Source organism: Vibrio sp. Isolate33 (genome assembly GCF_022397895.1).
In the GTDB taxonomy this organism is placed as follows: Bacteria; Pseudomonadota; Gammaproteobacteria; order Enterobacterales; family Vibrionaceae; genus Vibrio; species Vibrio pomeroyi.
In genome coordinates this window covers 471695-488189 of record NZ_JAKEUP010000002.1, presented here as the reverse complement: position 1 = coordinate 488189, position 16495 = coordinate 471695, and the positions used below count along the sequence as shown (strand labels likewise).

The window sequence follows — 16495 nt, the reverse complement described above, 5'->3', positions numbered from 1 at the left end:
CTAATGGCGGCTTATGCTTTCTTGATACCAGAAGCTTTATCGCTAGCAGGGGCTTCTTCGATACAAATCGCGATGTCTTTCACTTCGTAAATACGCAGGCCATCTTTGCTCAGGTTTGCGTCGCCAACGATGATGCGCTTACCGTCTTCGTCTTTAACCGCAGTGATATGTACATCCAGAGACATCTGTTTGTTCAGAGGGTTAATCTGACCACGGTATTTCCATTTCACCTCAGATTGGATTTGACCGAATTTCGGATTACGGAAGCCTGCGCCAAGATCTTTGTTTAGTGCGTAGGTTTGCATCAGTTCGATGATCGCTTCGACACCTAGAGAACCTGGCATTACTGGATCTTGATGGAAGTGGAACTGGAAGAACCAATCGCTTGGGTCAATCGTACGCTCTGCATATAGGTAACCAAGGCCGTCTTTACCACCGTCGCTAGTGATCTGCACGGTATCGATAAAGTTCAAACGACCACCAGCTAGTTTGTAGTGCTCTTGTACCTCACCAGTAGACGAGACAGGAGCATTGAAGTAACGCGTCGTTTTGTCTAGCAGGTTGATGTTTACATCCGGCGTGCGGTTGTTATCAACGTGCCAAGGGTGAGTCACCTTACCGTTGTCCAAACCTAGTTGGTCTTTCAGTGCAGCGCCTTTGAAGTAACCAAATACCGCTGTACCTTCATAGAACGGCACGCCGTCAGTGCTCAGTTCAAAGCTGAAGCTCTGTACGATGTTGGTGCCCATCATTACGGTTGAAAGCAGGCGAGAATCGTTGGTGATGGTTTTGCCACGTAAATCGACGTTACGCAGCATTTTGCCGCTGCCGTCTAGGTTACGGAAAAACAGTTCTTCACCTGGAAAGCCCAATGTGGTGCCCATGTAGCCAGAGATGAAGCCGTTTGGCTGCAGCGAAATCTCCATCAATACCGAATAAGGCATCAAGGTATGGTGACTGTTTTCATCAAAGTACCATGCGTTTTCTGGCACTTCGTATTCTGCAATACACGATGAAGGTTTCTTGAAGTCGCCACGCTTACCGTCGATTTCAACGACACGAGTGGTTAACTGTAAGTCGCCACACGGAGTACGTGGTGGAATCATTCCACGGTAGATAGAGAAATCAGGGCCGAAACATTTTTCGATATCGCCAGTCGCGAACTCGAACATGTGGTATGGCGTAAATGGAACCGTATCGGGTGTGCGGTTCGGGTAATCTGGAGTCACCGGAGCTTCAACGTGTTGAAGAGGAATCACGCCTTTGTTTGGCGCAGTTTTTAGGTCTTCAATTTGCGCCATCAGTGGTGCATTCGCTGAAGCTTGTTGATTCACTGCTGGTGTATGGCCCAAGTTTTCGATAACAGGGGTCGCAACAGCCGTTTCTAAAGAAGGCAGGTAACGAGTACATTCGTCGTCTTCTTTGATCATCACACCCAAGTTTTGGAAATCAACAATCACTTTGCCGTTGAGCAAAATATCGATGTTAGCTTTCGCGTATGGGCGAGGGCTTAGACCAATCTCGGTCACTTCCATGCGGTAAGTCAGTTCTGCCGATTGTGGTAGAACTTGACCACGACAGCGTACTTGTTGAGGCGCGTTTTCAAGCGGTTGGAAACGACCATTTTGAACAAGCGTGTGCATGCCAAGGTGCATCATGAAGAATTGCAGCAGTTGACCACAACCTTCAGCCATCAAAGAGCCAGCCATTACTGAGTCATCTTTAAAGTGACAAGGGAAGTACCAGTGCTCAGGCTCTAGTTGTTTATGACCTTCAATCAGACCAAGTCCCCATGTGCCGCCTTGCGGTTCAACACGGCTGACCTTTTCGATCATCATGAACTTCTCTGAGCTGAAGCATAGAGAAGGCTGGTGGCGATCAGATTGGTGAGTCGGGCCGAAACACTCTGCAATGTTTGCAGTTAGTAGGTGGCGCAGTTCTTGGTGGTTAAACTGGGTTTTAGGGCAGTGTAGCATAGGGTCGAAGCGTTGCTTAATCGCAAGCTTACGAGCCTTGATTTCATCTTCAGTGTGAATCACACCTTTGCCGTCTGCTAGCTCTTCATCAGTGAAGAAGCCCGCACAACCGTTGTCCATTTTCAGGATCATCTTGTTGCCAACGAAACATTCGTACGAGAAGAAGAACAGCAACGTGTCGCCATTGCGAGCAAAGCTGTTGATTGAGATATCGTAACGCAGCGTATCTCCACCACGAGGCAAGTCGCCAAGGAAGGTCAGCGTACAATCAAGTAGGCGATAAACACGCTCGCCTTTGTTTTCGAAATCAATGCCTAAGTAGCTGATCAACATTAGGTCACACTGACCAGATTCAACTGCAACAGCCCAAGGGATCTGACCATCGACAAGATACGGCGCATCAACAGGGATGTCGTATTCTGTGGTCATGGTGCTTGGCTTGTATTCGTTCACTGTCGCGTTGAGCTTAGTAACGCGAGATACCAATAGGTAATCAGTGGTTGGCAAGCGAACACGGCGCGAGTAGCTATCGATGATCGCGTAGTCAGGGCCAAACACGTTCGCAATATCACCTTCCGCGTACTCAACCAGATCATCGTAATCCCAGATACACGGCTTACGGACAGGTTTTACAGGTGCTGGCGTCGCAAGTACGTTGACTGGCGTTGACTGAACCTGAGCCGGTTGAGCTTGTACAGGCTGACCAGTCGTTTGCTGACTAGTCGTTTGTTGGCCATTCGTTTGTTGAGAAGCGGCTGAGCTATCTAAACCAGACGTAACGGCGTTTAGTTGTGCTTTTAATAGAGCATCGGCAATCTGCAGACCTTGTGCACGTGTTTGTAAAAAGGCTTTGTGAACTTGCTGCGCCGCCTGCTGGTTTTGAGCAAAGGCTTGGTTGTGTGGTGTTACAGATGGCTGTGATACTGCATCCGTATTAGCGTTGATGTTTGATACGCCATTTTTAGCGGATAGGACATGAGTCATATTGCTGTGGTTACCTGTTAGCTGACTGTGGCGAGCTGGCGCCAGAGTAGGGGATACTGATGTAGGAGTTTCGATGACTGGCTCTAGCGCGTTTTGCGCTAATGCTTTCTTCTCTAACTCTTTTGGCGCAATGGTTGCTTGAATATGTGCAGTCGTCGGGACAGAAACGATTCGTGTCGCTTGTTTACCAGAAGCTTTTTGTTGAATGTGCGTTAGGTCAGCGATTGGTGTCTCTGCGATGTGTTGATAAATATCGCGACCACCGAGAGTCACTTGCTTAACCAATTGACGCTTAGCATCACTCGCCAGTTCACTGCTTAAACGTACGGAAAGTGATTGAGATTCAACAGTCGACTGGCTTAGTAGCAGCTGTGAACATTGTCCTTCGCTGATGTTGGCAACAATCGCGTTCTTAGAGCTGATGCTTGGATTCAGAGGTGCAAGGTTCAGGTTGAGCAGACCATGTAACAGGCTCGCCATGCCAGAAGCTGCAGAGCAGTGACCAACACGTTGGCTTGCTTGAGTCGTCTTTGTGTTCCCTAAACTTAGAGACGAAGACTGATGAGATGAAGACTCAGGTGCGTGGTTAAGTTCAAGCAGAGAAACATCGTTCGAGCTCATACCGACTTGAGTCAGCAATTCATCGGTAACGGCGTTGTTACGCTCGCTTGCACCAAAGGCCAATGCATTGATGCTACCGTAAGCTGTATCTTGGTTGCTTGTTACTTGATTCTCTTCAACAAGAACGATTGCACCCGCGCCTTCGCCCACATTCCAACTGCCGTCTTGCGGCTGTCCGAATTTTGGAGCAAGCGACACTGGGCTCACACTGTTCTTCAGAATCACATGTTCTGCACTGCCACTAAGGTCAACGGCTGCAATTACCACGGCATCCATTGATTCTTGCGACATGAGGTTTTGCGCGACATCGATACAACGAGCAACCGACTGTTCAGCGGCTGAAATCGTAAAGGCAGGGCCGTTAAAGTCCCACAATGAAGAGATACGTGAAGCCATGATATTGCCGATGAAACTGGTATATTGGTTCAGCTTGGCTGCGTCCATCACACTGTCCATCGCAATGGTTTCTAGCGATTGGTATTCGTCTTGTGTCAGCTCAATCCCCATGTTGGCAAAGCTGTCAGCCAATTGGCTATGCAGGTTTACGCGCCCACGGAATTGGTGCATCTCAAGCTCTGTTTCCATCGCAACTAATACTGCAACCTTTTGGCCTGCCACAAGCTTGGCATCTTTGATCGCTTCGTCTGCCACTTTCATCAATAACAACTGCTGAGAGATCAAACGGTCATCTTCATTAGGCGGCACTTTAAAACGTAGGAAGTCGAGATCGAATTGATCGATGTAAGCTCCGTTCGGAATGCCGTGTAAACCAAACTGATTCAGTAGTTCTGGATGTTGGTCTAAGCCTTTCCAGCGTTTTTTAGGCAAAGCAATGAAAGCATCGTTGTTGGTTTCAATCGCAGTGCTTAGCGCATTGATGCTTTGCAGAGAACCGAAGTGCGATGCGAGGCCGGTAATGCTTAAATTAGGCGATTGTAGACTTGGAGAAGCTGACTCTAGAGTCTGATTTGCATGACTGGTGTCAGAATACGCTTCAAGTAGTAAGTGAGCGTTACAACCACCGAAACCAAATACAGAAACACCCGCGCAGCGCTCTGAGTTACCTGCTTTACTTGGCCAAGGTTGCACTTGTGTTGGTAGGGTCTGTGAGCCAAATAAACCTTCTGGCGACGATAGTGGCTTGTCCAAGTTAATACTTGGCGGCAGCACGCCTTCTTTCATCGCAAAGATCATCTTCATGATCCCTGGCATACCTGCTGCCGTCAGTAAGTGACCGAGGTTTGACTTCGCAGAGCCAATCAATGGCGGGTTAGAACCATTCAATTTCTCAGTAAAGAATCGCTCCATTGAGGTTAACTCAACCTTGTCACCTAGTGGCGTGCCGGTTGCGTGACACTCAATCACTTCAATGCTGTCTGGTGTTAGGTTTGAAGCTTCATAAGCGCGCTCAAAGGCTTGTACTTGTCCTTTGCTGTTTGGGCTTAATACGAACTGGCCACGACCATCGTTCGATAAGCCAATGCCGCTCACTACCGCATAAATGTTGTCGCCATCACGCTCTGCATCAGCTAAGCGTTTTAGCACTAAAACACCAGCACCTTCGCCAGCAAACAGACCTTTACTGTTGCTATCAAACGGAACCGAAACTCCGTGGTCTGGGTAAGCGTGGAAGATTGAGAAACCCATGTTGATGAAGAATGGGTCAGCACCGGATACTGCGCCTGCCAACATCATGTCGGCTTTGCCCGTGTTCAGGTAATCACATGCTAACTTCAATGAATACACTGAACTTGCACATGCCGCATCTAGGCTAAGTTGCACGTTGCCTAAACCTAGCGCATCAGCCACTAATTTAGAGGCGTTATGTGCTGCAGCACCGTTGATCGGGTTGAGGTCATGAGCAGTTTCATTGGTTGGTAGCAGTGAAAACTGGTCATTAGCCAATTTAGCTTGTAGTGCCTTTTCGACCACCGAGTGATACATCGGCAGAAACAGATCGTTCGAACGTGTTGTTGGGAACGAAAGGGCACCCATGATCACGCCTGTACGCTCTAAAACATCGGCATTCAGATCAATGCCTGCGTCGACTAACGCCTTACGACTGGTATCTAACGCCCAAAGGAAACTCTGGTCAACACCGTTGAACGACTCTGCTGTTAAGCGGTAGCCATTGCTATCGAAATTGAAATTTTCGATGTAGCCGCCTTTATCACAGTAAAAGCGGTCTGATTCACCTTGCATACCCTGATAGCTTTCAGGCTTAGCACCTAACTTTTCAGCGCTTAATGTGGTTCGAGAATCTTTTTTGTTCAGCAAGTTTTGCCAAAAATCTTTTGGCGTATCAGCTTCCGGGTATTGGTTGGCAATACCGACAATCGCGATCTTATTGCACTTCACTTGCTGCTTATTCTGAGCCTGATATTGAGAACTCATACTAGCTCTCCTTGATGATTCACTGCGCTGCCATGAGACACACCACTTAATTGCTTAGCGGTGGTGATATGTTGTTCTAGCCCTTGAAGAAGTGGCTCGACAGACAGTGGGATTTGATGAGTAATGAGCTGACCAATGCACTTGATGAGCGTGACAACATCGTCACCGCCTTTGGCATTGGAAGCGATTGTGCAGTACTGGTCTACTACGTTGTCGCTGCGGTTGATCTTGTCGATCAATGTGCTGGTTTGACGATCGGCACCCACTTCAATAAACAAGCGAGCACCTTGCTGACGCGCACTTTGGATCAACGCGGTGAAATCTAACGTTGAACAGAAGGTGTCGGCAATCGAAAGGGCGATGCTGTCGCTGTCGATATTGATTGGTGCACCAGTCGGTAGACCTGCTGCGCTGATAAAGCGGATATGCTTTGGCAACTCGTCGAACAGTGGTTGCGTGTAAAACTCTCGCACTTGGTTATGCTGGCTTAACGCTGGTGTGGTGTGCATTGCAGTAACACGGTTCGCGGCAATGCCACGCTTACCCAGTTTTTTGAGCAGAGCACGACATGTGCTTTCACAGCCAGCCAGTACGCAGGTGTCACCTTGGATGATAGCGAGATAAGCACGTGGAAACTCAGGTAACAGAGCCTCAATTGCTTGTGTATCACTGCGAACCACAAAGCTATTCCATTGGATGCTTTCGTCGATGTTCAGCTGCCAATCTTGACGCACTGCGGTGAGTTCGCCAGAAATAGCCGTGGTGAAGATCGGACTGGTTTGAGTCATCTCAATCAGCGCATGTGGGTTTTTCCAAACATTCAAGCTCGCCCACATGGAGGCTTCACCCTTGGAGTAACCCAAGGCGAAATCTGGCTGCACTTTGAATTCATCACATAACAGTTGTGTTAACAGATAACTACTGCCGACACCGGCAATTGCCAACTCACTAAGAGACATTTCTTGCGAGTCTTCAGCGTAGGTTTTATCAGCCTGCAGCATCTCTTTCAAGTTACCTTCGCGCTCTAAACGAGCAAATAACTGTGGGAAATATTGATGAAACTCGCGCAACATGCCGGGATAAACCGTGCCAACACCAGGGTAAACAAATGCAACGCCACCTTTGCTTTGAGGCATCGGTGAGAAACAACTGCCTGCTGGCGTTTTGTAGTGGCTATTGTCAGCCATTACTTTTGGCAACGCATTTTCTAGCGCTGTGATCTCTTGTATTGCAGCCTCAATTGAAGCCGCCTGAATCACGATGTTCGCGTTAAGGCCAGCATTGTGCTGAACGTTTTGGAAGTGACTTAGGTTTGAATGCATTAAGGTTGCGATAGCAATTTCGCTGTCCGCTGAATCGCTAATGCATTTAAGCTCTTCTCTCAAGTAGGTTAGCTGAGAAAACAATTCAGCTTGGCCATTGCCAGAAACCACGAACATCAAACGATCGCTCGATAGCAGTGGCTTTGGTTCTTGCAAACCGGTTGCTTGAGTCAATATCAGGCTGGTGGCTTTTTGGCTATCGTCATTAAAGGTCAATGAAGCAACACGTGCTTTGTTCGGCTCAGTGAACCAGTAATTATTAGCTAATGAATGGCTCGGCAATGAACGGCTCGATATCGCATTCACCATATTCAACAATTCATCAAACTGCTGCGAAGCAGAAAGTGCAGAATATTGTTGTTGATGGCTTAAGTCTGAAGCTGGGCGGCGTGCAATTTCCAGAGCAAGCTGAACGCTATCTTCGGTAACTGTATCTACAAAGCCCGCTAGATAAGCGTGTGGATGAATCTTGCTTTGAGCCGCGGTCAGCGCGCTCAACATCACCAATGATGGAGAGTGAGAATCCAAACAAAGCTTAACAGCACTATCTTGACTGACAGCCTCAATCGCTTGAGTAAGTGCTTGATTAAAATTGCCACCAACCACAACTGTCATCATCTCAGGAAGCGAAGATGATAAGTCGGCAGAAAGCTCAGCCGCGTTTGCTGGCTGAGCTAAAAGAGCGATGCGTAATGGCATCGCTTTATTAGTAGGAACAGTCACTATGACAATTGCTCCTTTTCTGCGTTCTTATTAGACTCTTTCTTCGAACCTGTTGAGCTAGACTTCGGCAAAAATGCGTCGTTTAAGCTCTTGCTGATGGTGACTTTTGCACCTTTCATTACCGCACTTAAACGACCATCTTGGTGGTAAAGCGAGATATCAGCTTGCAGCGAACGAGCCGTGCTTTTTATCACGCTCAGCTCTAGCCAACCTTGGTCACCATTGTGCATCGGTGCGTAACAAACAAACTCACCGATTGCAGACGGTAGGCTTGCCGCGCCGTATTTCAATCGAGCCCATACCAGCATTGCTTGCAACAGATAATCTTCAGCAAATGGCTGACTATCGCCAAAACCTTGCTTAGGAATAAATGATCCGCAGTCGCTGTTTTCAATCTGAGGCAATTGGCACTGAGCCAGTAAGCCTAAGTCGTCAAAGCGTTCAACTGAGGTAATACCTTGCAGTCTTGGTCCGTGAAACAGAGTGCCGTCACTGTATAGAGCTTGTGCCGTTGTTACAGGTGCTGAAGTGTTGGCTTCAAAGCGCTTTTCTGACGCTTGTTGAACATCTTCAGACTCTTGCACAGAGGCAACTTGCAACTGAGCTTGATACTGTGGTCGCCCTTGGCAACCGATCACTGCTTTTAGCTGCTCTTTTGATTTAGCGTCAGAAGAAAGAACCAGTTTTAGCTCTTGCACTTCATCAGTATCAAAAATCACACCCTTAAGCAGTTTGTAGTTGTGAACGCTAACGTTCACCCCTAACAGTTGCTCTGCCACTTCACGCATCCATTGGATGGCACACACTGTCGGTAACACTGGATTACCGGCAATGCAGTGATCTTGAATGAAAGGCAATGCCTTAGGATCAAGATGACGTGTCACAGTGATGCTTGTATTCAGCGGACTCTTTGCAAGATGCACAGACTCCGCATTAAGCTTTTTTACAGCAGCTTCCTTGTTGTCAGAACCTTGCATGCTCGTACCAACCAGCAGTTGAATGCCAGTTTCGTTCAGTAGTTGAGAACTAAACAGCTCTGCACCTGCCTGAAGAGGAATTACGTACACGCCGCGCTCTGTGAACATACGTTTCAGTGCTGCGTTGACCATGCCACCGTCCCAAGGTCCCCAGTTGAAGCTCATCACTTTCGCTTGAGGGTTACGAGCAGATAGTTGCAGAGCCGCTTTGTTTAGGATCTCGTTAGACATCGAGTAATCACTTTGGCCTGTGTTTCCGTAGAAACCCGCCGCCGAAGAGAACATCGCAATCAGTTTTAGCTTGCTGCTATCAAGACCACCAAGAACCGCTTCTAGTCCGCCCACTTTGGTGCCGTAAACCATGTTCAGTTCATCAAGTGTTTTGTCTTGAATGTGTTTGTCAGCCAGTACGCCTGCGCCGTGGATAAGCCCCGTGATACCGTCGAAATTCGCCAGCGTTTTCGCTACTGACTCATGGTTCGACACATCTAGGCTTAGGTACTCAGCGCTTGCGCCAATCTCGTTGAAAGCGGCAAGTGCTGCGTTGATTTCAAAGCTGCTCAATACAGGTTTTAGCAAGGCATCAACTTTCTTCGGCGTTGGTTTGTCACCTGTTGCTTGTAGGTGAGCAATAGCCGCTGGTTTAAGCTCTTTCTCTTGCTTGCCTTGTGCCCACTGAGGTAGCTCAGCTGAAGTAATATGCTTACTACGACCTGCAAGAATGAAGTGAGACTTACATTGCTTAGCAAGCGTCAGTGCACATTCAAACGTCACGCCTTTAGCGCCGCCTGTTACCAGAACTTTGTCGCTCTTGGTGAGTTGAGCGCCTGTGTTCTTCGTTTGTGCAGCACCTGGTGTTGCAGCAATCAATGTTGCACGACCAGATTCACCGTTTTCTGCATGGCTAAGGCCGATTTCAACCGTGTTGGTATCGATATCGAACAGTTCGCTTGTGATAGCTTCAGCTAGGTGACGAGCATCAATAGAAGCGTCAGCATCCAATGCACGGCAGAACACGTTTGACCATTCATGGCTCAGTGTCTTAGTGAGACCAGACAGTGCTGCTTGGTTAAGTTCCGCGTTCGCTAATTGCTTAGTATCTAGGTAACCAAAGCCACCATCGATACGGCTTAGTGTGAAGAACACGCTGCGACCAGAAACGGTATTCAGCTGACCATTTAGGTGCTTCGCGAATAAGAACGCTGTGGTTAGTGAAGCTCTTGAGTCTGCATTCAAGTTAACCGCTTGCTCGTTGCTTTGTTTCGCATCAACGATAGCTTGTAAATGAATGAAGCCAGCAATCACTTTGTTCGACGTTTTAAGGTCTGCTTCGATGTCGTTAATAACCGCAGTCACACCAGCATCATCGACGCTGTTGAGTGTGTAGCTTGCGATTTCACTGTTTAAGGGTGACGCGGCAGAAAGAGCACTACGCACTACAGCAACTTGAATGCCGTTAGCGGTCAACTTTTCTGCTAGAACACCGGCGTTGTGACCATCATCTGTGATCACGACACAAGCGTCTTTTGAGAAACAATCGACGAGTTTATCTGCCGCTGGTAGCTTTTTTAGCGCCACCTCATTGTGTGGAGGAAGTTCCGCTGTCGCTGTTTCTGCGATAGGCGTTACTGATTCAGCTTTAGCAGTCGCTACGGGTGCAGCCGCGGATAGCTTGCTTTGCATGTAGGTAACGATTTCACCAAGCGTACGACACTCAGCTAAGTCTTCAGGATTTAGCTCTGGCAGCGTTGGTAGTTGGTCTTGAACCGTACCAAGGATCTCAACACGTTTGATTGAGTCGATACCAAGGTCTGCTTCCATGTCCATTGCTAGATCGAGCATTTCTGCTGGGTAGCCTGTTTTGTCGGCAACCACTTCCATCATTGTTGATTGAACATGATCAGGGTTTAGGTCGTTGCTCGCGCTTTCTACAGTTGCTGCAGCGACTTCTGTACTCGTAGTAGCAGTAGCGCCTAGCTTACTATTCATGTAGTCAACGATTTCACCCAGAGTACGACACTCAGCCAGGTCTTCAGGATTCAGCTCTGGCAATGTTGGTAGCTGGTCTTGAACCGTACCAAGGATCTCAACACGTTTGATTGAATCGATGCCAAGGTCTGCTTCCATGTCCATTGCTAGGTCGAGCATCTCTGTTGGGTAGCCTGTTTTATCGGCTACTACGCTCAGCATTGTGCTTTGAACTTGCTCTGCGTTTAAACCGTTTGATACTGCTTGTACTGGTGCAGATACTTGAGCCGCTACTGGAGCAGAAACCGGAAGCTTGCTGTTCATGTAGGCAACAATTTCGCCTAGAGTACGACACTCAGCGAGGTCTTCAGGGTTTAGCTCTGGAAGAGTCGGTAGCTCATCTTGAACCGTACCTAGGATTTCAACACGCTTGATTGAGTCGATACCAAGATCAGCTTCCATGTCCATTGCTAGGTCTAGCATTTCAGTCGGGTAGCCCGTCTTCTCTGCGACCACTTCTAACATGGTTTTCTGGACTGTTTCTGAATCCAAACCGCTAGCAGCATCTAGTCCGTTGTTAGATGCTGTCGGAGCAACTACTGCTGGTGCTTGTGAAGACACGGAAGCAGAAGCTGGAAGTTTGCTGTTCATGTAGCCAACGATTTCGCCAAGAGTACGACACTCAGCTAAGTCTTCAGGGTTTAGCTCTGGGAGAGTAGGCAGTTCATCTTGAACTGTACCAAGAATCTCAACACGTTTGATTGAGTCGATACCAAGGTCTGCTTCCATGTCCATTTCTAGATCAAGCATTTCCGTTGGGTAACCTGTCTTCTCAGCAACCACTTCTAGCATGGTTTGTTGAACGACTTTCGCATCGAGACCGTTAGCGGCTTGAACTGGAGCGGTTGCGCTTGGCTGTGCTGCCACAGGCGCTGATGCTGGCATCTTGCTGTTCATGTAAGTAACGATTTCACCAAGAGTACGACACTCAGCTAAATCTTCAGGGTTCAGCTCAGGTAGGTTTGGCATTTCGTCTTGAACGGTACCAAGAATCTCTACGCGCTTGATTGAGTCGATACCAAGGTCTGCTTCCATGTCCATTTCTAGATCAAGCATTTCTGTTGGGTAACCGGTTTTCTCAGCGACCACTTCCAGCATCACTTTTTCAGCATCTGCTGATTGTACTGCTACTGGTGCAGCCACAGGAGCCGGTTGCGCTTTAACTGGCACAGGTTGAGCTGCAACAGGCGCTGCCGCTTGAGCCGCTACTTGTGGTGCAGGAACGGCTTTTTGTACCGGAGCTTGTTGAGTTACTGCTGCTGGAGTTTGTGCAGCTTGTACAGGAGTCGCTTGTACTTGAGCTACAGGCTGTTGGACGATAGCTGCTGGAGCAGTTTGAGTAGCTGGAGCTTGAATCGCTGGCTGAGCATTTACTGGCGCAACGAAGGTTGGTTGTGCGGTTTGTACTGAACCTTGCGTCAGCATATTAAGTGCTGAGCTGTTGCTGTGCGCTTGCATCTCTAGGTAATGAGCGTGAGCTTTTAGCGTCTCAGCTTGGTGCTGATGGAACATCTCCATAGAACGTTGTAGGTTCTCAGGAATTGCTACGCCTGCTGTTGCCATTTTCGCTTGCTCAGACATTAGGGTGTTGAACGTGTCACCGTATTGCTGAGGAATCGCCAAGAATTGCTGATGTACTTCTGCTGCTTGTTGTTGAGCATTGAAGAACGACTGCAATGAAGACTCATCTACCGTTACTGGAGCTGTTGGCTGACTAGTCGCTAGGGCAGTTTGAACCACTTGTGATTGCGGAGCTGCTGTTGCCACTTGTGCACTTGGTGCTGGAGCAACTGACTGTTGTACATTTGAAGCTTGAGGAGCAGCCACAGGTACTTCAACAATTTCTGTTTTAATCACTTCTTTTTCCACGATTTTCTCGACTTCAACTTTCACTTCAACAATCTCAGTCTTTTCGGTGACGTTGCCCGAAGCCAATGATTGATCCATTTTCTTACGAGTAGCTGGGCTGATGTAGTTGGTTGCATTCAGCTTGATGTTCATTGGTGATGCCTTTGCAGGTTCAGCAATGTCAGCTTGGTAAGGGTCAATGTTGTCTAATGAAACACCCGCCACACACAGTTGAACCGCAGCTAAACGAAGCTGTTGGTCACTGTCGCCTTTAGGGCTTGGATTGATGCTGATTGCGTACAGTTCTTCGTTCTTATCAGCCAATGTTTTCTCAACCAGCTTTTGAAGAATGTTTTTAGGACCGAACTCAACAAATACGCGCGCGCCTGCTTCATACATCGCTTCAATTTGCTCACTGAAACGAACCGATTGCAGCATGTGCTGTTTGAATGCTTTCTTGATCGCTTTCGCGTCTTTGCTGTGCAGTTTGCCTGTTGCGTTTGAGTAAAGCGGCAGCGTTGGAGCGCTGAATGAAGCTTTATCAATTGCAGCAGCAAATGGTTTTTGAGCGTGAGCAACAAGCGGTGTGTGGAAAGCACCAGAAACAGGCAGAGCAATCGCTTTAAAGCCTTGTTCTGTTAGCGCTTGCGCTGCTTGTTGAACCGTCGCTGTTGGGCCTGCAATAACCAGTTGAGTTGGAGCGTTGTAGTTGGCAATGCTCACACCTTCGAATTGGCTGATGCAGCTTTCAACGGCTGGAAGTTTGTCTGCGTCTAGGATGACCGCAAACATAGTACCGCTGTCGCCTTGTTCAGGTGTCGCTGCCATCGCATCGCCACGAGCGAAAGCTAGCTGGTAGTAATCGTCTTGGGAGATAACACCCGATGCACATAGTGCACTTAACTCACCAAAGCTGTGACCTGCAACCATGTCTGCTTTGAAGCCAGCTTGAGTCATGATGTCGAACTGACCCATAGACACAGTACCAATCGCACTTTGCGCATTGGCCGTGTTGGTTAATACAGCTTCTTGAGCTTTGGTTGCTTCTGGTGTGAAAGTTGGAATTGGGAACAGAATTTGCGACAGAGCCGTTTTCTTGTGCTGACCAAATACTTGATCCGCTTGAGCAAGCTGTTGGCGCATTTCAGGGTAATGACAAGCAAGCTCGCGACCCATGTTTAGATACTGCGAACCTTGACCTGCAAATAGCGCTGCTACTTTACCTGCACCGTTTTCAACAATCAGTGCTGACTCACGGTAGCTAGTACCGTTTGGCATCTGCCAATGTGTTTTGGTTTGGCTCTCAAGCATAGAAACCGCTTGAGTCAGTTGCGCTTGAAGGTCTGCTTGGTCAGTTACGACTAAACCAAGACGAGCATGTTTAGCGTTAACTTCACGTAGAGCGTGTTGCTTAGCAAGTGCTTCCAGTTTGAACGCAACATCTGCCGTTTGAATAGAAACCTGCTTTAGCTCGTTGATCAATGCTTGGCGAGATTCTGCGCTGAATAATAGAGTTTGCGGCACTTGGCGCTGACGGTATTTGTCACCGCGAGCGTGCTCTGGCGTGTACTCTTCCAAAACAACGTGGAAGTTCGTACCACCAAAACCAAATGAGCTGATACCTGCACGGCGTGGTGTGCCGTCGACACGTTGCATCCAAGGACGCGTTTGTGTGTTGAGGTAGAATGGTGAGTTCTCGATGTCCAGTTTAGGATTCGGGCTCGACACGTTGATCGTTGGCGGCAGTACTTTGTGGTGCAGTGCTAATGCAGCTTTGATTAAACCTGCAGTACCCGCGGTTGATTTGGTGTGACCAATTTGAGATTTCACAGAGCCTAACGCAATGTGTTGCTTCTCTTCATTGTTCTCACTGAATACCGAGTTTAAGCCACCAAATTCGGCAACATCGCCTGCTGCTGTTCCAGTGCCGTGTGCTTCTAGTAAGCCAAGCGTGTGCGGTGCGAAACCAGCATCATCGTAAGCGCGTTTTAGTGCTTTTGCTTGTCCTTCAGGGCGAGGCGCGTAGATACTCTTGAACTTACCGTCCGAAGAAGAACCGACACCTTTAATCACTGAGTAGATTCTATCGCCATCGCGCTCAGCATCTTCAAGACGCTTAAGAGCAACCATGCCGATGCCTTCACCAATCATCATGCCTTTTGAGTCGATGTCGAAAGGTTGAATGGTTTCATTGGTGGTAAACGCAGGTGTTTTAGAGAAGCTCATGTACATGGTTGGCGAGTTATCAGTACACACACCACCTGTGATCATCATTTCACTGCGGCCTTCAACTAGCTCACTAAGAGCCATGCGCATTGCAGCTAGAGAACCTGCACAAGCAGCGTCTACTACACAGTTGATGCCACCAAGGTCAAAGCGGTTAGCAATACGACCTGAAATTACGTTACCCAATGAACCCGGGAATGAGTTCTCTTCCCAGTGGATGTATTGGTCTTGGAATTTTTTGATCAGCATTTCGCTGTCTTCGTCGTTGATGCCACTGCTCTTGAAGACTTTTTTCAAAACAGGGTATTGCAGACGAGCATTCAGGCTTTGAGCGATCTTCTGACCACCACCAACACCGAGCGTAATACCGATCTTATCGCGATCGTAGCCTTCAGGCAGCTTGGCATCTTCAAGTACTTCCTTTGCCACAATCAGAGAAAGCAGTTGTGACGTATCTGTCAGTTCTAGGATATTTGGCGGAAGGCCGAACTCCATTGGGTTGAAGTCAACTTCTGGGATGAAACCACCGCGCTTACAGTAAGACTTGTCTGGCGTTGTACGATCTGAATCGTAGTAATCTTCTGGACGCCAGTGCGTATCAGGCACTTCGGTAATTGCATCGATCTTTTCGCTGATCAAATCCCAGAACTTGTTTAAGTAGCGAGAGTTCGCAAACATGCTTGCCATACCAACGATAGCAATAGGCATGTCTTTAAGACGTTTATTAAGTCGAGTGTCGTCGACTGATTCCGGTGTATTTTTTTCGGGTTGGCTCATTATGAGTCTCCACTTGAAATCACTGAGGGCGATGTCGTGTTTTGAGGCTGCGCTTTTAATTGAATCGAAAATAAATCTGAAACAGATTTGGGCAAACGCAGCTGAAGAGTAAGGCTGCCGAAAGTTGGCCACCTGACTGAAATAGGGAGTGCGAAGTTCATTGACTTGCAGACGTTGAGAACGTGTTTCATGCGTGAAGGGGGTATTCGAATGTGAGGGTAATGTCCATTTAAATCCTGTCCAAAGTACTGCTTAACGGAAAGCAGTTATCCGCAATGAAAACGTGTGAATTTGTTTAATGGTTGAGCAGGCTACCCGAGGTGAGTTGCCGATACAATGCTCCCAGAGGCCACTATGATCTGTTCAGACCAGATGAAATTTGTGTGTTTTTGAATTTTGTATTTTTAATGTAATTAACTTATTGATAATTAATGGGTATGACTTGTTTTTTAGTGTTTATACTCTATATTTTGACTTGGTGAGATCTATGTCAGGTTTTTGTAAGTAACATTTAATAGATGCCTGTTCCGTAAGGCTAAGTGTGATCTGTGTTTTAATTTGTTATTATTTGAAAAATTAGTTTTAAGTCCGCATATGAAGGGTGTTTCCTGCCCAAATT

General features: G+C 47.7%; 3 protein-coding genes. All 3 read right to left on the bottom strand.

Going from position 1 to position 16495, the window contains the following annotated elements:
• Positions 1-11: 11 nt before the first annotated feature.
• Genes L1D37_RS05450 through L1D37_RS05440 form a run of 3 tightly spaced genes read right to left on the bottom strand, consistent with a single transcriptional unit; the run spans position 12 to position 15876 of the window.
• Positions 12-5975, bottom strand: a complete 5964-nt coding sequence (locus tag L1D37_RS05450) for a beta-ketoacyl synthase N-terminal-like domain-containing protein (protein ID WP_239847175.1) — start codon at positions 5973-5975, stop codon at positions 12-14.
• Positions 5972-8020, bottom strand: coding sequence for a PfaB family protein (locus tag L1D37_RS05445; RefSeq protein ID WP_176681778.1), 2049 nt, complete (start codon positions 8018-8020; stop codon positions 5972-5974). Before L1D37_RS05445 ends, L1D37_RS05450 begins: the two co-directional genes overlap by 4 nt.
• Positions 8020-15876 carry a type I polyketide synthase gene (locus tag L1D37_RS05440; protein ID WP_239847174.1) on the bottom strand — a complete coding sequence of 2619 codons (7857 nt, stop codon included), beginning with the start codon at positions 15874-15876 and terminating at the stop codon, positions 8020-8022. Before L1D37_RS05440 ends, L1D37_RS05445 begins: the two co-directional genes overlap by 1 nt.
• Positions 15877-16495: the final 619 nt, after the last annotated feature.